Origin of the sequence: Rhodanobacter sp. Root561 (assembly GCF_001427365.1) — a bacterium.
Classification (GTDB): domain Bacteria; phylum Pseudomonadota; class Gammaproteobacteria; order Xanthomonadales; family Rhodanobacteraceae; genus Rhodanobacter.
Genome location: NZ_LMGH01000013.1, coordinates 103,351 through 123,113, shown reverse-complemented (window position 1 = coordinate 123,113; position 19,763 = coordinate 103,351). Strand labels below are relative to the sequence as shown.

The 19,763-nt window shown below is 65.8% G+C and carries 19 protein-coding genes; 7 read left to right on the top strand and 12 right to left on the bottom strand.

Annotated features, from left to right (window positions below; genetic code table 11):
• Positions 1 to 27: 27 nt before the first annotated feature.
• Positions 28 to 1,428, bottom strand: coding sequence for an oxygen-independent coproporphyrinogen III oxidase (hemN, locus tag ASD55_RS12855; protein WP_056766686.1), 1,401 nt, complete (start codon positions 1,426 to 1,428; stop codon positions 28 to 30).
• A 386-nt stretch (positions 1,429 to 1,814) separates the two neighbouring features.
• Between hemN and ASD55_RS18135 the strand changes: the two genes are divergently transcribed.
• Positions 1,815 to 2,255 carry a BPSL0067 family protein gene (locus ASD55_RS18135; RefSeq protein ID WP_082542777.1) on the top strand — a complete coding sequence of 147 codons (441 nt, stop codon included), beginning with the start codon at positions 1,815 to 1,817 and terminating at the stop codon, positions 2,253 to 2,255.
• A complete protein-coding gene (locus ASD55_RS12850; protein WP_157599000.1) occupies positions 2,239 to 2,607 on the top strand; it encodes an STY0301 family protein in 369 nt (122 codons plus the stop codon). Before ASD55_RS18135 ends, ASD55_RS12850 begins: the two co-directional genes overlap by 17 nt.
• A gap of 110 nt (positions 2,608 to 2,717) precedes the next feature.
• Here ASD55_RS12850 and ASD55_RS12845 read toward each other — a convergent pair whose 3' ends face one another.
• The 4 genes from ASD55_RS12845 to hppD are packed head-to-tail and all read right to left on the bottom strand — an operon-like array spanning position 2,718 to position 6,760.
• Positions 2,718 to 3,704 (bottom strand): fumarylacetoacetate hydrolase family protein, encoded by a 987-nt coding sequence (locus ASD55_RS12845; RefSeq protein WP_056766682.1) that lies wholly within the window; start codon positions 3,702 to 3,704, stop codon positions 2,718 to 2,720.
• Between the two features lie 9 nt (positions 3,705 to 3,713).
• Positions 3,714 to 4,325, bottom strand: coding sequence for a lectin (locus ASD55_RS12840; protein WP_235577808.1), 612 nt, complete (start codon positions 4,323 to 4,325; stop codon positions 3,714 to 3,716).
• A gap of 17 nt (positions 4,326 to 4,342) precedes the next feature.
• A complete protein-coding gene (hmgA, locus tag ASD55_RS12835; RefSeq protein WP_056766677.1) occupies positions 4,343 to 5,653 on the bottom strand; it encodes a homogentisate 1,2-dioxygenase in 1,311 nt (436 codons plus the stop codon).
• Between the two features lie 12 nt (positions 5,654 to 5,665).
• Positions 5,666 to 6,760 carry a 4-hydroxyphenylpyruvate dioxygenase gene (hppD, locus tag ASD55_RS12830; RefSeq protein ID WP_056718079.1) on the bottom strand — a complete coding sequence of 365 codons (1,095 nt, stop codon included), beginning with the start codon at positions 6,758 to 6,760 and terminating at the stop codon, positions 5,666 to 5,668.
• 110 nt (positions 6,761 to 6,870) lie between these two features.
• Between hppD and ASD55_RS12825 the strand changes: the two genes are divergently transcribed.
• Positions 6,871 to 7,332 (top strand): MarR family transcriptional regulator, encoded by a 462-nt coding sequence (locus ASD55_RS12825; protein WP_056766676.1) that lies wholly within the window; start codon positions 6,871 to 6,873, stop codon positions 7,330 to 7,332.
• Positions 7,333 to 7,383: 51 nt separating this feature from the next.
• On the opposite strand, the gene ASD55_RS12820 is transcribed toward ASD55_RS12825, so the two are convergent.
• The 3 genes from ASD55_RS12820 to ASD55_RS12810 form a co-directional block, all read right to left on the bottom strand.
• Positions 7,384 to 8,892 carry a peptide MFS transporter gene (locus tag ASD55_RS12820; RefSeq protein ID WP_056766674.1) on the bottom strand — a complete coding sequence of 503 codons (1,509 nt, stop codon included), beginning with the start codon at positions 8,890 to 8,892 and terminating at the stop codon, positions 7,384 to 7,386.
• Between the two features lie 133 nt (positions 8,893 to 9,025).
• Positions 9,026 to 10,525, bottom strand: a complete 1,500-nt coding sequence (locus ASD55_RS12815) for an oligopeptide:H+ symporter (RefSeq protein ID WP_056766673.1) — start codon at positions 10,523 to 10,525, stop codon at positions 9,026 to 9,028.
• A gap of 73 nt (positions 10,526 to 10,598) precedes the next feature.
• A complete protein-coding gene (locus tag ASD55_RS12810) occupies positions 10,599 to 11,447 on the bottom strand; it encodes a tryptophan 2,3-dioxygenase family protein (RefSeq protein ID WP_056766671.1) in 849 nt (282 codons plus the stop codon).
• A 323-nt stretch (positions 11,448 to 11,770) separates the two neighbouring features.
• Between ASD55_RS12810 and pdhA the strand changes: the two genes are divergently transcribed.
• From pdhA to ASD55_RS12795, 3 genes are all read left to right on the top strand, one after another.
• Positions 11,771 to 12,856, top strand: coding sequence for a pyruvate dehydrogenase (acetyl-transferring) E1 component subunit alpha (gene pdhA / locus ASD55_RS12805; protein WP_007808232.1), 1,086 nt, complete (start codon positions 11,771 to 11,773; stop codon positions 12,854 to 12,856).
• A gap of 3 nt (positions 12,857 to 12,859) precedes the next feature.
• Complete coding sequence (locus ASD55_RS12800; protein ID WP_056718084.1) at positions 12,860 to 13,840, top strand: alpha-ketoacid dehydrogenase subunit beta; 981 nt, start codon at positions 12,860 to 12,862, stop codon at positions 13,838 to 13,840.
• Between the two features lie 112 nt (positions 13,841 to 13,952).
• A complete protein-coding gene (locus ASD55_RS12795; RefSeq protein ID WP_056766669.1) occupies positions 13,953 to 15,335 on the top strand; it encodes a dihydrolipoamide acetyltransferase family protein in 1,383 nt (460 codons plus the stop codon).
• Positions 15,336 to 15,433: 98 nt separating this feature from the next.
• Here the strand turns inward: ASD55_RS12795 and ASD55_RS12790 are convergent, their stop codons facing one another.
• Positions 15,434 to 16,078, bottom strand: a complete 645-nt coding sequence (locus ASD55_RS12790; RefSeq protein ID WP_056766667.1) for a DUF6348 family protein — start codon at positions 16,076 to 16,078, stop codon at positions 15,434 to 15,436.
• Positions 16,078 to 16,599: a M48 family metallopeptidase gene (locus tag ASD55_RS12785; RefSeq protein ID WP_056766665.1), complete on the bottom strand. Its 522-nt coding sequence runs from the start codon at positions 16,597 to 16,599 to the stop codon at positions 16,078 to 16,080. The genes ASD55_RS12790 and ASD55_RS12785 overlap by 1 nt, the downstream gene beginning before the upstream one ends.
• 53 nt (positions 16,600 to 16,652) lie before the next feature.
• Here ASD55_RS12785 and ASD55_RS12780 point away from each other — a divergent pair, with 53 nt between their 5' ends.
• Positions 16,653 to 17,036 carry a VOC family protein gene (locus tag ASD55_RS12780; RefSeq protein ID WP_056766663.1) on the top strand — a complete coding sequence of 128 codons (384 nt, stop codon included), beginning with the start codon at positions 16,653 to 16,655 and terminating at the stop codon, positions 17,034 to 17,036.
• A gap of 7 nt (positions 17,037 to 17,043) precedes the next feature.
• Here ASD55_RS12780 and ASD55_RS12775 read toward each other — a convergent pair whose 3' ends face one another.
• Positions 17,044 to 19,272: a DUF5916 domain-containing protein gene (locus ASD55_RS12775; RefSeq protein ID WP_056718092.1), complete on the bottom strand. Its 2,229-nt coding sequence runs from the start codon at positions 19,270 to 19,272 to the stop codon at positions 17,044 to 17,046.
• A gap of 151 nt (positions 19,273 to 19,423) precedes the next feature.
• Positions 19,424 to 19,747 carry a hypothetical protein gene (locus tag ASD55_RS12770; RefSeq protein WP_056766661.1) on the bottom strand — a complete coding sequence of 108 codons (324 nt, stop codon included), beginning with the start codon at positions 19,745 to 19,747 and terminating at the stop codon, positions 19,424 to 19,426.
• Between the last annotated feature and the right edge of the window lie 16 nt (positions 19,748 to 19,763).

Here is a 19,763-nt window from a genome sequence, read left to right as displayed (position 1 = left end):
GCCGGGTTGGGGCTGCGTCGTCGTCGATCAGATCACGCGTGAGAAACGCGGTGCCTGTGCCGCTTCGTCCAGATAGGCGTCGAAGCACATGGCGATGATACGCAACAGCAACCTTCCCCGCGAGGTGACCCGGATCTCGCGGTCACTTTCCAGCACCAGGCCATCGGCGACCAGCGCCTGCAGCCGCTGGCGTTCACGCATGAAATATTCGTCGAACACCAGCCGGTGACGCGCCCCGAAGCCGTGCTTGTCCAGCACGCCGTGGCACATCAGTTCGTTGATCAGCTCGCGGCGGATCAGGTCGTCCTCGTCCAGTTGCAATCCGCGCATCAGCGGCAGCCGGCCGGCATCCAGCGCTGCGTAATAGCCGACCAGATCACGCGCATTCTGCGTGTAGCTGTCGCCGATGCGGCCGATCGCACTGACGCCCAGGCCCACGATGTCGCAGTCGCCGTGGGTCGAGTAACCCTGGAAATTGCGCTGCAGGGTGCCCGCGCGCTGCGCCAGCACCAGCTCGTCGCTGGCCTTGGCGAAGTGGTCCATGCCGACGTAGACGTAGCCGGCGGCGGACAGGTGCTCCAGCGCGCGGCCGAACAGCGCCAGCCGGGTGGCGGCATCGGGCAGGTCAGCGGCGTCGATCTGCCGCTGCGCCTTGAACATCTCCGGCAGGTGCGCGTAACCGTAGACCGCCACGCGGTCGGGGTTGAGTGCCACGATCTGGTCGAGCGTGCGGCTGAAGCCGGCCACGGTCTGGAACGGCAGGCCATAGATCAGGTCGACGCTGGTGGAACGGAACGACGACTCGCGCGCCGCGTCCAGCACCTCGCGGGTCTGCTCGAAACTCTGGATGCGGTTGACCGCCTGCTGCACCACCGGGTCGAAATCCTGGATGCCGACCGAGATCCGGTTGAAGCCCAGGGCGCCCAGGTTGCGGATGTAGTCGCCGTCAGCGAAACGCGGATCGATCTCGATGCCGTATTCGCGTTCCGCCTCGTGGCTGAAGCTGAAATGCCGCGCCAGCGACTCCAGCAGCTCGCTCATGTGCGCGGTATCGAGGAAGTTCGGCGTGCCGCCACCGAAGTGCAGCTGGCGCACCGGGCGATCGCGGTCGAACAATGGTGCGATCAGTTCGATCTCGCGATACAGCCGTTCGAGGTAGCGATCGGCCTGGGTCACGTCGCGGGTGATCACCCGGTTGCAGCCGCAGTAGAAGCACGGGCTCATGCAGAACGGCACGTGCACGTAGAGCGACAAGGGCCGCGGGATCGGCTCCTCGTTGGAGGCCCGGATCACGCCTCGCAGCACCGTCTCGTCGAAGCCGGCCTTGAACTGCGGCGCGGTCGGGTAGCTGGTGTAGCGCGGACCGGCCACGTCGTAACGGGCGATCAGCGCCGGGTCGAATTCTGGAGTGCTTATGGGAATGGCCATGGAGCGAGTCTGTCCCCGCTCCGATCCGGCTGCCTTGATCCGGATCAATTACGCCATCGGCCGCGACGCCACGCCGCAGCCGCCCTATTGCGGACTCGGCTCAGGGTACAGGCATTGAAGACGCACCATCACCGCAACTGGAGCGAAGCACAGAGAGGTTGTGAGTTTCTCAACCTCTCGGGCCAGCCTTCACAAGCTCTGATAGTTCTTCCGTCTTCAGCTCCCGCCTCGGCTCGTGCCGGCCGGCGTTTGCGACGAGCATGCAGAGTGGAATCGACGATGCGGTCACCCTGTAAATACCCGCCTCCGGAACACTTCCGTGATCAGCTGGCGTGTGGCAGGATGCCGAAACGACAGGTAGTCGCGAGTCGACAAGGAACAGTGTCATGCCATTTGTTTCGGCAAACTACAAAACCAACATCCAGGCACCCGTCGGCCAATGGGCTTGTACTCGCACTTCTTCGCTCTGGCCCTTCTCCAGTCATCCGCCGGCCAACAGCCGCAGCAATCCTGATTACTGTGGTCAGTGCGTTTCCTTCGTCACCACCGTGTGCCCCAGCCTCCCGGTAAGCACATTGCAGTGGAAGATGGGCAGGCCAGTCAGGGGAAATACTGCCATCGTCGACGGAACCGTCATCGCAACGTTCAACACCCTGAATCATTACCACGGTCACGCGGCAATTTATGTGCGCCAGGATCACATGGGCATCTACGTCTACGATCAGTGGATCACAGGCGCAGGGAAAGGAATCGGCCCACGGCTCATCAAATGGAACGGACACGGTGTATCCAACAACGGAGAAGGTTTCCATGTTGTTGAGCCTTGATCGACGAGTCCGTCGAGCCGCAAGCCTCGCGCTTATCGTCGCGACCGGTTGCGCAGCGACGGCCTGTGCCACACCGGCATCCGTCTGTCCACAGCGCGGCCACGCCAGGGTGCAGCAAATTGATATCTTCGACGGCAACCCGAAAGACCAGGCCTTTCTTGCGCCCGACGACCCTGACAAGGCGCCCGATAGCTATACCCTTGGACCCATTCTTGATCACGGCGGCAAGGTGACGGTTCGCTGTCATTATGACGATGACGTCGTGCGAGACGTGGCGCTGACTTCGCATGAACGCACCTGCCGCTACTTGGAACCGCAGGGAAGGGTCTCGGCGGCCCTGATTTGCAAGTAAGGCTTGTGCAGGTACGGTGCCCGCACGCGTACTGAAACCATCGGCAGCGCAGGACTAGAACCAGGAAGCCGCCTCGCGGCGACTTTCGTTCATCCCATTACCCACACGCGTTAGCGCCCCATGGGCTCGACCTGCTGCTCGATCGAGCCAAAGATCGAGGCGCCGCCGGCATCGGTGACGTCGATCTTCAGGCGGTCGCCGAACTTCAGGAACGGCGTGGTGGGATGGCCGTCGCGCAGGGTTTCCACCGTGCGCTGTTCGGCCAGGCACGACGCGCCCTTGCCGGTGTCCTCGTTGGCGATGGTGCCGGAGCCCACGATGGTGCCGGCGGTCAGCGGCCGCGTCTTCGCCACGTGGGCGACCAGTTCGGCAAAGCTGAACTGCATGTCCACGCCACACTCGGCCTCGCCGAACCATGCGCCGTTCAACCACGTGCGCATCGGCAGGTGCAGCTTGTCGTCCTGCCACGCATCGCCCAGCTCGTCCGGCGTCACCAGCACCGGCGACAGCGCCGAGCGCGGCTTGCTCTGCAGGAAGCCGAAGCCCTTGGCCAGCTCGCCCGGGATCAGTCCGCGCAGGCTCACGTCGTTGACCAGGCCGACCAGCTGGATGTGCTCCGACGCCTGCGCCGGCGTCGCCGCCATCGGCACGTCGTCGGTGACCACCACCACCTCGGCTTCCAGGTCGATGCCGAAATCCTCGCTGGGCACCACCACCGGATCGCGCGGGCCGAGGAAGCCGGCGCTGGTCGCCTGGTACATCAGCGGGTCGGTGTAGAACGACTTCGGCACCTCGGCGCCGCGGGCGCGGCGCACGCGCTCGACGTGCGGCAGGTAGGCCGAGCCGTCGACGAATTCATAGGCGCGCGGCAGCGGCGAAGCCAGCGCGTGCATGTCCAGCGCGAAGGCACCGGCGGCGTTGCCGGAGTTCAAGTCCTCCGACAGCGCATTGAGCCGCGGCGCGGCGTTCGACCAGTCGTCCAGCGCCGCCTGCAGCGTCGGCGCGATGGCGCTCGCCTTCACCGCGCGGGTGAGGTCGCGGCTGACCACGATCAGCGTGCCGTCGCGGCCGCCTTCCTTGAGACTTGCGAGTTTCATCAAATACTCCTAGCTACAACCTTCCACGTAATCGACCTGCGGCGGCACACCCATGCGCCATCGCGTCACCTTGCCATGTTCATCGGTTTCAAACAGCAACACGCCGTCACCTTGCGGCGCGGCGATGCGCAGGTATTTTGCGCCATCGACATACTTGTGCGGCTGCGCCTGGACACGCGTTCCGTACAGCGCGCGGATCTGCGCCTCGTCCATGCCGACCTTGCCACCGCCGGGCGCGAGCTCTTTCGCGCTGCCGACGTCGTAGCGCACGAAATGGCCGGCTTCGAACATGAAGGCGAAATCCTTCGACGACTTCACCCAGGCCGGGGTCTTGTAGAAGCACGTTGAACCCTGCTCCGGCGCACCCTTCAGCTCGCCGCTCCAAGCTTTATTAGAGCTGGCCTTATTGAAGCTGGCCTTTTCGAACGCGGCCTCGTCCATGCCAAAACGCAGGTCGCCGTAACCGTCGTAGCGGGCCATCGTGTCGGCAGCGCTCGTTGCCGGCGTGCTCGTGGCCACGGCCGGACGGGCGCTCGATGCGGCGACAGGCGGGGCCTCCGCCGTCGGCGGGGCCGACGGGCCCGCCTGGCCGCATCCGGCCAGCGCCAGCGCCGCGGCCACGATCAGCGCATGGCATTTCACGCCTTGCGGCCTGCATCGAAGTGTTTCGCGATGCCCTGCCAGCACTCGTGATAGTCCTGCTGCAACTGCGGTGCGTCCAGCGCCTGCCGGGTGGGACGGATCACCTTGCGCGTCTCGAACATGAAGGCCATGGTGCCGCCGATCACGTCGGGTTTGGACGGGTCGGCGTTGGAGGCCTTCTCGAACGTGGCCGCATCCGGCCCGTGTCCGCTCATGCAATTGTGCAGCGAGGCGCCACCCGGGACGAAGCCCTCGGCCTTGGCGTCGTAGACGCCGGTGATCAGGCCCATGAATTCGCTGGCCACGTTGCGATGGAACCACGGCGGACGGAACGTGTGCTGCGCCACCAGCCAGCGCGGCGGGAAGATCGCGAAGTCGATGTTCGCCGTGCCGGCGGTGTCGCTGGGCGAGGTCAGCACGGTGAAGATCGACGGATCGGGATGGTCGACGCTGATCGAGCCGATCGTGTTGAAGCGGCGCAGGTCGTACTTGTACGGCGCGTAGTTGCCGTGCCAGCCGACCACGTCCAGCGGCGAATGACCGATCTTCGCCGACCACAGCCCGCCCTGGAACTTCGCCACCAGCTCGAATGCGCCCTCGACGTCCTCGTACGCCGCCTCCGGGGTGAGGAAGTCGCGGGCGTTGGCCAGGCAGTTCGAGCCGATCGGGCCCAGATCCGGCAGGCGCAACAGGGCGCCGAAGTTTTCGCAGACGTAGCCGCGGACGGTGTCGTCGAGCAGGTCGACGCGGAAACGCACGCCGCGCGGAATCACCGCGATCTCCTGCGGCTCCAGCTCGATCACGCCCAGCTCGGTGGCCAGCCGCAGCCGGCCCTGCTGCGGCACGATCAACAGCTCGCCGTCGGCGTCGTAGAAGAAACGCCCCTGCATCGAACGATTGGCCGTATAGACGTGGATACCGATACCGGCCTGCTCGGCCGGGCCGCCGTTGCCGGCCAGGGTCACCAGGCCGTCGATGAAGTCGGTCGGCTGTTGCGGCAGCGGCAGCGGGTTCCAGCGCAGCTGGTTCGGCGTGGCGGGCGCCTCGTCGAAGCGGTTATGGAACGTGGCGTGGGCCAGTGGCTGGAACGGTTGATGCACCGCCGCCGGACGAATCCGGTACAGCCAGCTGCGCCGGTTGCTGTGGCGCGGCGCGGTGAATGCGGTGCCCGACAACTGCTCCGCGTACAGGCCATGGGCCACGCGCTGCGGCGAATTCTGGCCGACCGGCAAGGTGCCGGCGATCGCCTCGCTGGCAAACTCGTTGCCGAAACCCGACTGGTAGCCCTTGCTGACATCGATCGCCATGAGGAGAGACCCTTAGAGGAAACCGCGCTTCATCTGGTCGCGCTCGATGCTCTCGAACAGGGCCTGGAAATTGCCCTCGCCGAAACCTTCGTTGCCCTTGCGCTGGATGATCTCGAAGAAGATCGGGCCGATGTTGTTCTGGGTGAAGATCTGCAGCAGCTTGCGCTGCTTGGTTTCCATGTCGGCGTCGATCAGGATCTTGTTCTTCGCCAGCCGCGCCACGTCTTCGCCGTGGTTCGGCACGCGCACGTCGATCACCTCGAAGTAGGAGTCCGGGGTGTCGAGGAATTCCACGCCGGCGGCGCGCATCTTCTCCACCGTGTCGTAGATGTCGTCAGTGAAGCAGGCGATGTGCTGGATGCCTTCGCCGTGGTAGGCGTCGAGGTATTCGTTGATCTGGCTCTTCGGGTCGTTCGACTCGTTGAGCGGAATGCGCACGATGCCGTCCGGTGCAGTCATCGCCTTGGACACCAGGCCGGTCTTGGCGCCCTTGATGTCGAAGTAGCGGATCTCGCGGAAGTTGAACAGGCGCTCGTAGTAGTCCGACCACTTCTGCATGTTGCCGAAGTACAGGTTATGGGTCAGGTGGTCGATGAAGGTGAGTCCGAAACCGGCCGGGTTCTGTTCGGCACCGGGAATCGCCTCGTAGTCGGCGTCGTAGATGCTGCCGGCGCTGCCGTAGCGATCGACCAGGTACAGCATGCAGTCGCCGATGCCCTTGATCACCGGCGCGCCGACCGCCTTGCTGTCGACCTTGTCGGTCACCGCCTCGCCGCCGTTGCCGAGCACCGTGGCGAGCACTTCGGCCGCGGGCTTCCTGAAACGGATCGCGAAGCCGCAGGCGCTGGGGCCGTGCTTGTCGGCGAAGTCGGCGGCGAACGAATCGGGGTCCTCGTTGACCAGGAAGTTCACGCCGTTCTGGCGGTACACGGTGATCGGCCGCGACTTGTGCTTCAGCACGGCGCTGAAACCCATCCGCTTGAACAGGTCGTGCAGTTCGTCGGCGCGACCGGCCGGGGCGGCGAATTCGACGAATTCGAAACCGTCGATACCCATCGGGTTTTCGAACGTGGTGACCTGCATGCCAAGGTTCGGCTGGGCGTTCATGGCGCTCTCCTGTGTGACGGTGCACGATGGCAGCACGAGAGCGTGGCACCATCGACGGTAAACCCACGTTATAGTTTCATATGAAACCATTTGCAAGGACCACTGCCGCAATGCCCCGAAAGCGCAAGCCTGCCCCTGCCACCGCCGAGCACGCCCCGCTGCAGCTGGAGCACTTCCTGCCGTACCGGCTGTCGATCCTGTCCAACACGATCAGCCAGGCGATCGCCGACGACTACCAGCGTCGCTACGACATCTCGGTGACGGAATGGCGGGTGATGGCGGTGCTGGCGCGCTTCGAGGGCTTGTCGGCGCGCGAGGTGGCCGAACGCACGGCGATGGACAAGGTGGCGGTGAGCCGTGCGCTGGCCCGACTGGTCGAGGCCGGCCGGGTCGACCGGGCCACCCACGACAACGACAAGCGCCGCTCGGTGCTGAGCCTCACCGAAGCGGGCTGGGCCATGCACGACGAAGTGGCGCCGATGGCACGTGCCCGCGAACGCGAAGTGCTGGCCAGGCTGGACGCCGAGGAGCAACGCTGGTTGACGCGGATACTGGACCGCTTGATGGAGTAAGCGCGGGAACGCACGCCGCGCCCGCTCTTGTTCCGCGTTCCCGCTCCTGCCTCACCTCACCCCGTGCATCAGCTTGTTGATCAGCGGGGCGATCAGGAACAGCAGCACGCCGCCGCCCAGCAAAATCCAGAAGCCGGAGGTGTAGCCGGACAACGCCGAGTCCACGGTCATGCCGCTGTCGCCGCTGACGTGGGCGGCGAACAGGCCGGCCAGGTTGTTGCCGATCGCGGTGGACAGGAACCAGCCGCCCATGCCCAGCCCGACCAGGCGCACCGGTGCCAGCTTGGTCACCATCGACAGGCCGATCGGCGACAGGCACAGCTCGCCGGCCGTCTGCAGCACGTAGCACAGCACCAGGGTCCACAGCGGAATCATGCCGTTGTCGCCGACCAGGCCGGACAGCGCATACATCAGCACCGCGAAGCCCAGCGCGTTGCCGATCAGCCCCAGCCCGAACTTGCGCGGGATCGACGGTTCGATGCGCCGCTTGTCCAGCCAGCCCCACGCAAGCGCCACCAGCGGCGCCAGCAGCACGATCGCCACCGGGTTCACCGACTGGAACCAGCCGACCGGGAATTCCCAGCCCGCCAGGTTGCGATCCACGATGTGCTGGGCCAGGAAGTTGAACGAGCTGCCGGCCTGTTCGAAGAACATCCAGAACAGCACGTTGAAGGTGAAGATGATCAGCATCGCGATCACCCGCTGGATCTGCACGCGTCCGGTGCGGATCGCCTCGATCACCAGCATCACGCCCACGCCGATGAACAGCGCGGTCAGCAGCCACTGGATCGCCACCGCACCGGCCCGGTCCATCAGCAGGTAGACCAGCGGAATGGCCACCAGCACGCCGATGGCCACGTACACCACGCGCATCGGGTTGGCGATTTCCGGTGCCGGCTTGCCGACCGGGCCGAGCTGGCGACGACCGAACCAGAACCACACCAGGCTGATCAGCATGCCCACGCCCGACGCGGCGAAGACCACGTGGAAGTTGTCGTGCTGCGGCGTGCCGAAGACGCGTTCGGCCAGGTAGCTGGTCAGGATCGGCGCGATCAGCGCACCGGCGTTGATGCCCATGTAGAACAGCGTGAAGCCGCGGTCGCGGCGCGAATCGCCGGTGGCGTACAGCTGGCCCACCATCGAGGAGATATTCGGCTTGAACAGGCCGTTGCCCACGATGACGGTGGCCAGGCCCAGCATGAAGATCTCGTGCTGGGGCACCATCACCATGAACAGGCCCGCGGCCATCACCACCGCGCCCAGCAGGATCGAGCGCTGGTAGCCGATGATCTTGTCCGCCACGTAGCCGCCGAACACCGCGGTAGCGTAGACCAGCGCCAGGTAGGCGCCATAGGTGCGGCTGGCCGAAGCCTGGCCGGCTTCATCCCCGTTGAAGAACTGCGCCACGATGTACAGCGTGAGCGCCCAGCGCATGCCGTAGAACGCGAAGCGTTCCCAGAACTCCGACATGAACAGCATCCACAACGGACGCGGATGCCCCAGCATTTGCGGATAGTCGGGTACCGGCTTCGCGTCGCCGGCGAGTGTGCTGTTACTCATGCCTTGCCCCTGTACTCATCGGTGATTCGCAGGTTATTGCGAACGGCCAGATGTAACCGGCGGCTCCGCATCCGTCAAATGCGCTGCAGCACGCGGCCCGGGGAAAACCGCGTGCTGCCGGGGCCGGATCGCTTCAGCGCACGCCGTGCATCAGTCGGTTGATCAGGGGCGAAATCAGCAGCAACAACACACCGGCACCGGCCAGCAGCCAGAAGCTGAAGGTGAAGCCGTCCAGTGCGGAGGCGGCGGTCATCCCGCTTTCGCCGCTGATCCTGCCGGCCAGCAGGCCGGACAGGTTGCCGCCCACCGCCAGCGACAGGAACCAGCCGCCCATCGCCAGGCCGACCAGTCGCGGCGGCGCCAGCTTGGTCACCATCGACAGGCCGATCGGCGACAGGCACAGCTCGCCCACCGTCTGCAGCACGTAGCACAGCACCAGCGGCCAGAATGGAATCAGCCCCTGCACATCGAGCAGGCGCGACAGCGCGTACATCAGCACCGCAAAACCCAGGCCGTTGAAAATCAGGCCCAGGCCGAACTTGCGCGGGATCGACGGCTCGCTCCTGCGCGACGCCAGGAAAGCCCAGACCACGGTGACCACGGGCGCCAGCACGATGATCGCCAGCGGACTGACCGACTGGAACCAGCCCACCGGGAAAGTCCAGCCGCCGAACATCTGCCGGTCGACCAGGTTCTCGGCCAGGAAATTGAACGAGGTGCCCAGCTGGAAATAGAACATCCAGAACAGGATGTTGAAGGCGAAGATGATCAGCATCGCCACCACGCGGTCGACCTGCACCCGACCGTGCCTGACCGCCTCCACCAACAGCATCACCGCCACCGCGGCGAACAGCGCACCCAGCATCCAGGACAAGCCGGTGGTGACGAAGGCCAGCAGGAGGTATACCAGCGGCACGGCGACGACCATGCCCAGCACCACCCACACCACGCGCATGCGGCCGGCCGCTTCAGGCGCCGGCCGGCCCACGCCTTTCAGCCCGCGCCGGCCGAACCAGAACCACAGCAGGCTGAGTAGCATGCCCACGCCGGCCGCGCCGAACACGATGCGGTAGTTCTGCTGCATCGGCGTGTCGGTGAAATGGGCGGCCATCCAGCCGGTCAGCAGCGGCGCCAGCAGTGCGCCACCGTTGATGCCCATGTAGAACAGGGTGAAGCCGCGATCGCGGCGCGGATCGTCGCGCCCGTACAACTGCCCGACCATGGTGGAGATGTTCGGCTTGAACAGCCCGTTGCCCACGATCACCATCGCCAGGCCGAGCAGGAAGACACCGCGGCTGGGCAGCATCACCACGAACAGGCCCAGCGCCATCATCAGCGCGCCCAGCAGGATCGAGCGCTGATAGCCGATCACCCGATCCGCCACGTAGCCGCCGAAGATGCTGGAGGCGTAGATCAGCGCGGTGTACGCACCGAAGCTGCTGGCGGCCCACGCCTGGCCGGAGGCATCGCCGTGGTAGAAGTGCGCCACGATGTACAGCGCCAGCGCCCAGCTCACGCTGTAGAACGCGAAGCGCTCCCAGAACTCGGTCATGAACAGCATCCACAACGGACGCGGATGCCCCAGCGTCTGCGGATACTCGGGTGCGGTGCTGGTGTGGACGGCTTCGTTCATGGGTGCCCCCGGATTTCAGGTGGCACATCATGACGGGATTCAGGCCGGGCTGCGCAAGCGGCGGGCGATTCGCTCAGCTGCCCAGCACGGTGCGCACGTCCAGCAGTTCGGGGAAGAATTCCAGATCGAGCGCCTTCTTCAGGAAACTCACCCCGGACGAACCGCCGGTGCCGCGGCGATGGCCGATGATGCGCTCCACCGTCTTCATGTGGCGGAAACGCCACAGCTGGAAGCTCTCCTCCACGTCCACCAGCTGTTCGCACATGTGGTACTCGGGCCAGAACCCCGCGCGATCCTCGTAGATGCGCTTGAGCACCGGCAGCAGCGCATCGTTGCGACGGTACGCCCGCGTCCAGTCGCGCTCCAGCAACTCGGCCGGCACCGCGTGGCCACGCCGCGCCAGGTAACGCAGGAACTCGTCATACAGGCTGGGCGCCTCCAGCACCGCGCGCAATTCCGCCTGCGCGGCAGGATCGTGCGCGAACACCTTGAGCATGTCGGCGTTCTTGTTGCCCAGCAGGAATTCGATCTGGCGATACTGCAGCGACTGGAAGCCGGACGACGGCCCCAGCACGCCACGGAACTCCAGGTACTCCGCCGGCGTCAGCGTCTCCAGCACCGCCCACTGCTCGAACAGCTGGCGCTGCACCTGCTTCACCCGCGCCAGGATCTTCAGGCAGGCATCGATGTCATCGGCCTGCAGGTGCAGCACCGCCGCCTTCAGCTCGTGGATCAGCAGCTTCATCCACAACTCGGAGACGTGGTGCTGCACGATGAACAGCACCTCGTCGTGATGCGGCGGCTGGCTCAGCGGCTGCTGTGCCGACAGCAAGGTGTCCAGATGCAGATAGCCGCCGTAGGTGATCTGTCCGTTGAGATCGGTCTGGATGCCGGCTTCGAGATCGCGCTGGTTGTCGGTCATGGTGTTCCGTCACGTTTCCGGAAAACGGCCATGGTAACGGCTGCCGCCCGGTCAGTCCCTGACCCAGGACATGGGGCTCGTCCTGAACACCTCGAATACTTGGCAACAGTCGCGGGAGACCCGCTTTGCAGTGCGTTTGACGTTCCGGGAAGCCGCGCGACAAGCCCATCCGTACGCCCACGAATGCTGCGCTGTACCTTGCAGCGCAACATGCCTGCCTGTTATCAAGCGCGGTCTTGTTCGGTCGTTTGTGTGCCCGAGGATGCGTCGAGGGCACGCCATCAACCAGGTTTTTCCCTCTCTTCCTCACCCCGGAGCGAGTCGTGACCATCGCCGCCAAGTTTGAAATCGAATACCTGCAATACCTCGACGCCGAGGGCAAGCAGGTCCGTGACGATCTGCCCGAGTTCGCCAAGGACCTCGAGCACATGGTCAAGTTGTACAAGCTGATGCTGTCGACCCGCGTGTTCGACGCCAAGTCGATCGCGCTGCAGCGTACCGGCAAGCTGGGCACCTACGCCAGCTGCCTGGGCCATGAAGCGGCGCACGTCGGCATCGGCAGCGCGATGCGTCCCGAGGACGTCTACGCGCCGAGCTACCGCGAGTACGGCGCCCAGCTGTATCGCGGCGTGCAGCCGCGCGAGGTCTACATGTACTGGGGCGGCGACGAGCGCGGCAACGATTACCAGCAGGAACCGGCGCGGCACGACTTCGCCTGGTCGGTGCCGATCGCCACGCAGTGCCTGCATGCGGCCGGTACCGCGCTGGCGTTCAAGATCCGTGGCGAGAAGCGCGTGGCGGTGTGCACCATCGGCGACGGCGGTTCGTCCAAGGGCGACTTCTACGGCGCCATCAACATCGCCGGCGCACAGAACCTGCCGCTGGTCGCGGTGATCGTCAACAACCAGTGGGCGATCTCGGTGCCGCGCAAGATCCAGTCCGGCGCGCCCACGCTGGCGCAGAAGGGCATCGCCGCCGGCCTGTTCTCGATCCAGGTCGACGGCAACGACATCATCGCGGTGCGCAAAGCGATGGAAGACGCGCTGGAGCGCGCCCGCAACGGCGAAGGCGGCAGCGTGCTGGAACTGGTCACCTATCGTCTGGGCGACCACACCACCGCCGACGACGCCCGTCGCTATCGCGGCGAGCAGGAAGTGAAGGACGGCTGGGAAAAGGAGCCGATGAAGCGCCTGCGCCACTGGCTGGTGGCCAAGGGCGTGTGGGACGACGCGAAGGAAGAAGCCTGGAAGGCCGAGTGCGACGACTGGATGGACAACGAGGTGAACGCCTACCTCGAGACCAAGACCCAGCCGGTCTCGGCGATGTTCGACTACATCTTCGCCGAAATCCCCGCCGATCTCGCCAAGCAGCGCGATTACGTCCTGTCGCTTGAAAACAAGGGTCATTGAGTCATGGCACAAATCACTCTCATCGAAGCGGTCACCCAGGCGCTTGCCTATGAAATGGCGCACGACGATTCCGTCGTGGTGCTGGGCGAAGACGTCGGCGTCAACGGCGGCGTGTTCCGCGCCACCCAGGGCCTGCAGGAAAAGTTCGGCGAACTGCGCGTGCTGGACACGCCGCTGGACGAAACCACCATCGCCGGCGTCACCGTCGGCCTCGCCGTGGCCGGCATGAAGCCGGTCGCCGAGGCGCAGTTCGAGGGCTTCATCTACCCGATGATGGAGCAGATCGCCTGCCACGCCGCACGCATGCGCAACCGCACCCGCGGCCGCCTCACCGTGCCGGCCGTGTGGCGCGCGCCGTGGGGCGGCGGCATCCGCGCACCGGAGCATCACTCCGAGGCGAACGAGCATCTGTTCACCAACATCCCGGGCCTGCGCGTGGTGATGCCGTCCTCGCCCGCGCGTGCCTACGGCCTGCTGCTGGCGGCGATCCGCGATCCCGATCCGGTGATGTTCTTCGAGCCCAAGCGCATCTACCGCCAGTACAAGGAAGAGGTGCCGGACGACGGCGAGGCGCTGCCGCTGGACGTTTGCTTCGTGCTGCGCGACGGCACCGACGTGACCCTGGTGAGCTGGGGCGCACAGGTGAAGGAAGCGCTGGAAGCGGCCGACGAACTGGCCAGCCAGGGCATCAGCGCCGAAGTGATCGACGTGGCCACGCTGACCCCGCTGGACTTCGACACCATCGCCGAATCGGTGCAGAAGACCGGCCGCTGCGTGATCGTGCACGAAGCTCCGAAGACCGCCGGCTTCGGCGCCGAGATCGCTGCCCGCCTGGCCGAGGAATGCATGTACGACCTGCTCGCCCCGGTCGAACGCGTCACCGGCTTCGACACCCACATCCCGCTGTTCCGCCTGGAAATGAAATACCTGCCGAACGTGGAACGCGTCGTCGACGCGGCGAAGCGTACGTTGGCGGCAAGCTGAGGCTTGCCGCCGGGAATCGGGAATAGAGAATAGGGAATGGGCAAAGCCAAAGCGCAATGCCCGCCCGCTCTTCCGATTCCCCATTCCCTATTCCCTATTCCCGGAAAAACCAATGGCTGACATCAAGACGTTCTACCTCCCCGACCTCGGCGAAGGCCTGCCTGACGCGACCGTGGTCGAGTGGCACGTGAAGGTGGGCGACACCATCAAGCTGGACGCCCCGCTGTGCTCGATGGAAACCGCCAAGGCGGTCGTCGACGTGCCCTCGCCGTACACCGGCAAGGTCGTCAAGCTGCATGGCGCCCCCGGCGACATCATCGAGACCGGCGCCGCGCTGGCCGAGTTCGAACCCGACCCGAACGCGAAGCAGCGCGCCGAGTCGCAGGACACCGGCCACCAGCATGGCCCGAAGAAGAGTGTCGGCAGCCCGGCCGCGGATGACAGCAGCAAGGTCGTCGTCTCCGACGAGGGTGGCGAAGTCGAGACCGGCGGCAAGGATCGCGAGGACGAAGGCACCGTGGTCGGCGCCATGGTCAGCGGCAACACCGTTCATGTCGAACAGGCCGCCAGCATCGGCGGCGTCAAGGCCGTGCCGGCCGTGCGTGCGCTGGCGAAGAAGCTCAAGGTCGACCTCACCCGCGTGCGCCCCAGCGGTGCGGACGGCGTGGTCACCATGAAGGACGTCAAGGACGCCGCCGCGAATGGCTCGGCCGCCCTCGGCACCGCCCCCGCCCGCGCGGTGCCCGCCTCGGCCGGCCGTCACCTGGCACCCGAGCTGCCGCAGCCGGAGCCGCAGCGCGGCCCGGTCTCGCTGGCCGGCAAGCCGGTGCGCACCGCGCCGCCGTCACAGGCCGCCAGCGGCCAGCCGGAACAGCTCAAGGGCGTACGCCGCAACATGGCCCGCGTGATGGCCGATGCCCACGCCCAGGTCGTGCCGACCACGCTCGTGGATGACGCCGACCTGCATGCCTGGATCGGCAAGCAGGACATCACCGCGCGCCTGATCCGCGCCATCGTGTTCGCCTGCAAGACGGTGCCGGCATTGAACGCCTGGTTCGACGGCAAGAACCTCACCCGCACGCTGCACCCGCAGGTCGACATCGGCATCGCGGTCGACACCGACGATGGCCTGTTCGTGCCAGCCTTGCGCAACGCCGACATGCTCGACGGCGCCGGCATCCGCACCGCGATCAAGCGCCTGCGCAGCCAAGTTGAGGACCGCAGCATCCCGGCCTCGGAGTTGTCCGGCTACACCATCAGCCTCAGCAACTTCGGCATGTTCGCCGGCCGCTACGCCACGCCCGTGGTGGTGCCGCCCACCGTCGCCATCGTCGGCGCCGGCAAGCTCAGCCACGACGTGGTCGCGGTGATCGGCGGCATCGAAGTGCACCGCCGCATGCCGCTGTCGCTGACCTTCGACCACCGCGCCGCCACCGGCGGCGAAGCCGCGCGCTTCCTCAAGGCGATGCTGGACGATCTGTCCCTGCCGAACTGAGCAGGCGGATCATCGTCAAACAAACAGGGCGCCCTCGGGCGCCCCGTTTGTTTGCATGTTCGTGGCGCGGGTCACCACGCGGCGCCCGCAGGCATCCATCAGTAATCGCGCACGTCCAGCAGCATGAAGCAGCGGGCGCTGTAGTCGCCGCCGCGGGGCCAGGCCACTTCGTTGAGGGCCAGCGTTCCGGCCGTCCAAAGTTCGTTGTCGAGCAGGGCTTCGCAGCGCGAGTCGCCGTCTTCGGCGTGGCTGTGCACCAGCCGCAACCAATGCAGTTCGGGAGTCAGCGCTTCGCGTTTCAGCGCGGCCTCGATCGATGCCAGTGCGTCGAGCGGCATGTCGGCGACGTCCGCACCGCGCACGCTGAACGGGCCGATGAAGACGTCCCAGCTGCGCACGCCGATCTCCCACGCGGTGATCTGCATGCGGCGGTCGTCGGTGACATACCAGCAGGCGGCCAGCAGCAGGTGGAACACGTTCTGCTCGAAGGTCTTCAGCGCATCGCGACAGCCCGCTTCGCCGCCGCCGAGGCCGGCGAAGCTTTCCTCGATGCGCCGTTCCTCGCCCAGCACCACGTCGACATCGAGCCGGCCCGGTTCACCCGCCACGCCCTCGTGCCAGTCGGCGCGAATCGCGGGGAAGTCGCCGTCGGTGACCAGCCAGCCGTCCTCGTCGGCCTCGAGTTCGACGTCGTGTCGCTCGAACAGGCGAAGCAGGTATTTCTGCAGTGCTGCACTATCCATCATCGTTCCCGCATGTCGGTGTTGTCGATCGAAGGCAATTCGCGCCAGGTCAGGTACACGCGCAGATCGAACTCCAGCTGGTGGTAGTCCGGCAGCATGTAGGTGCACAGCTGGTAGAACGCCTTGTTGTGGTCCAGCTCCTTCAGGTGCGCCAGTTCGTGCACCACGATCATCTGCAGGAATTCCGGCGCGGCGGCCTTGAACAGGCTGGCCACGCGGATCTCCTTCTTCGCCTTCAGCCTGCCGCCCTGCACGCGCGAGATCGCGGTGTGCAGGCCCAGCGCATTGCGCAGCACGTCGAGCCTGGCGTCGTACAGCACCTTGTCGATGCCCGGCGCGTTCTTCAGGTGCTGCTGCTTCAGCGCGGCCACGTACGCATACAGCGCCTTGTCGCTCTGCACCTCGTGGCGATCGGGATAACGCCTGGCCAGGTGCTCGCCCAGGCGCTCCTGCGCGATCAGCTCGCGCACCTTGTCCTGCAAGGTGACGGGATAAGCCTGGAGGTACTTGAGCGGTGCCATGCCGCGTATTCTCGCACTGCGCCGCACCGCGCGCCGTACAGCGGAGATGACCCATGCATCACAGCCGACTCAGCACCCTCGTCATCGACTGCCAGGTCGACGACCTCGCCACCGCCACCGCGTTCTGGAGCGAAGCCCTGGGCAAGCCGGTCGCCAGCCCCGACCAGGACGGCGACGGCAGGTACGCGGAACTGCGCACCGCCGCGGACGAGCCGATCATCCTGCTGCAGAAGGTGGAGCACGCCAGCCGCGTGCACCTGGACATCGAAACCGACAACCTCGACGCCGAAGTGGGCCGACTGGAACACCTCGGCGCCCGCCGCATCGCCTTCGTGCGCGAGCGCTGGTGGGTGATGGAGGCGCCCGGCGGCCATCGTTTCTGCGTGGTGCAACCGCAGCGCGAAACGTTCGGACCGCACCTCAACCGCTGGGAATGAGCGGCTGCTACATGTCGAAGCGGTAGCTCAACTTGACCAGCAGTTGCTCGTCGTCGCGCAAGGCGAAGCTGTTGCCGAACGCGTCGGCGGTGTTGCGGGCGTAGCCGTCCAGAGCGTAGCCGCCGCGGCCATAGACCACGTACAGGTAGGACAGCGGGGCCAGCTCGTAGCGGTAACGGATCTGCAGGCCGAGGTTGCGCACGCTGAAATCGTCGACCGGCTCGTCGCTGGCCACCGCGCGGCCGTTGGCGCCGACGCGATAGCCGCCGCGCAGGCGTGCATCCAGGCCGATCGCCTGCAGCTTCACGCGCAATTCCTGGCGCGGGTCGATGGCCCAGTCGAAGCCGGCATCGAGCTGCAGCGTGTGCTCGTCGAACCGGCCGATCAGGTTGTCGTGCTGCCACACCAGCCAGTCCGGCAGATGCTCGTAGTAGGGGCCGGCGTAGACGCTGAACGCGTCGCTGATGAAATAGGTGGGAATGAACTTGATGTCGTAGCCGAACTGGCGGTTGCCGCCGAGGCCGCCACTGACCACCTCCGCTTCCAGCTTGAACGCCCAGTCGCCGTGGCGTGGGCTGACCCGCTCATAGGCCAAGTCGATGCTGGGCGGCAGGAACAGCGCGCCATGGCCCCGCGTCAGCAGGTCGTCCCAGCCTGCGCTGTTGGCGTTGAGCTGCACCACTTCGGTGGCGCCGTTGCGCAGGTTGCTGTTGCGGCTGACGCGGAACTGGCGACGCAGGCGCAGGCCGTGATCGTTGTCCAGTGCGTCGATGCGGTAGCGCCATTCCTTGGAGCTGTAGGCCGAATCGGCCGGCAACGCGGTGTAGCGCTTGCGCACTTCCCAATGGGCGTAGTTGAAGTTGTTGCGGTCGAGGTAGCCGAAATCGTTGATCTGCAACTGATCGCCGAAATGCATGCCCAGCCACTGCTGGCGCCAGCCGTCGCCCATCTCGTAGTCGGCAATGATGGTGCCGCCGCTGTCGCGGGTATGCGTGCCCGACTGCAGGATGTCGCTGCCGACCACGTTGGTGGCGATGGTCAGTTGCGGCGTCGGCCGCCAGTGGTGATCGACACCCAGCACGGTGGCCTCGCGATCCAGCCACGGCCGGTCGACCCGGGTCAGCAACATGCCCAGGCTCTGGTCCCCAAAATCGTGGGTCAGCCGCGCGGCGCCGAAGAAGCGCCCCGCCTCGCCATCCTCGTCGGCGGCCAGCACGCCGTAGCTGGTGGAGCCGAAACTGCCGTTGAGCTTGACCGCCGCATTGATGTCGGCGGCGCCATGGCCGTCATCCGACGGACCGCCCACGCGGCGCGTATAGACCAGCTGGCTGTTGTCGTCGAGCAGGCTGAAATCGAAGATGCCCTGGTTCTCGGTGAAGAACGGCCGCTTGTCGCTGACATAGGTTTCGGTGGCGCCGAAGTTGACCACCAGGTCGTCGCTCTCGACCTGGCCGAAGTCCGGATTCAACGCCGCGGTGAGCTGGAACTGGCCGTTCGGCTTCCACAGGATGTCGGCGCCTTCCTGGAAGTGGCTGCGGCCGCGCACGTTGTCATACAGCCCGGACAGGTAAGGCGTGACGGCGAACAGCGACTGGCTGTAGTGCGGCACCTCGATCTGCCTGAATTCGGACAGGAAGCGCGGCAGCGTGAAACTGGCCACCGGCCAGCCGTCGCGTTCGCCGGTCGAGCCGGTCACCCGGTCCAGATAGATCCCCAGCTTGCGCTGGCCGTCTTTCGCCGCATGCATGGGCGCGGTGTACCAGGGGATCAGGATCTCGACACTCCACCCGGCAGCATCCTCGCTCACCGCGTGCTTCCAGTTGCCATCCCAGTCCTTGTTGAACTGGGTTTCGTTGGTGATCACCGCGTCGTTGATGCCGTCGGTGGAACTGACCACGAAGTCGTAACCGGTGCGGCCGTCACCGTTGAAGTCGACCATCACGTTGACCCGATCCACCTGGTCCTCAAAGTCGCGCTGCACGCGCTGATGCGTGCGCGGCACGCCAGGCGGCTGGTCGCAGCGGAAGGCCACCGCCAGGCCCTTCGGCGTGGCCAGGACCCAGGCTTCGGTATGCAGCGAACCGGGCTTGCCGCTGAGCGGCTGCACCTGGCGGAAATCGGTGATGTGCCGCGCACCTTTCCATTCGTCCGGCTGGATATGTCCATCGATATCGACGGCCAGTGCCGGCGCGGAAACTGCGGCCAGCGAAAACAGCAACAGGCATGCCACGCGCATGTGGGAACTTCCATGAGGTCTGGCGCAGGATCGCGCCTGGGCGAACGAGGCACTCGTCACCCGTGGATAGATGCACAGCTTGCCGTCAGCGTTTAAACGGGTCGACGGCCATTGGTCATTGCATGACTTGTGGCAGGTCGTCTGCGGTGGATCAGCGCCGACGCCCCCACAGCGCATGCCGCAACAGCACCGCCAGCAGCAGCACGACAGTGAACGCACCGTAGCCATACAGCGCCGGCAGCACCTGCTGCCAGATCGCGCCGCTGGCGCGGCCGAAGCCGTCGACCGTGGGCAGCTCCACCCGATCGAAGCCGATCACCGCGCACTGCGCCGCGGCGATCAGCGCCAGCACGACGGCGGCGACGTCGAAGAACCGTCGCGCGGCCACGCGCGGCAGACTCTTCGGATAAGCCCAGTAGCCCCAGCACAGAATCAGCAGCCAGGGGGTCAACAGCAGGATGGCGAGGTAACGCATGGTTCGATCTCCGTGG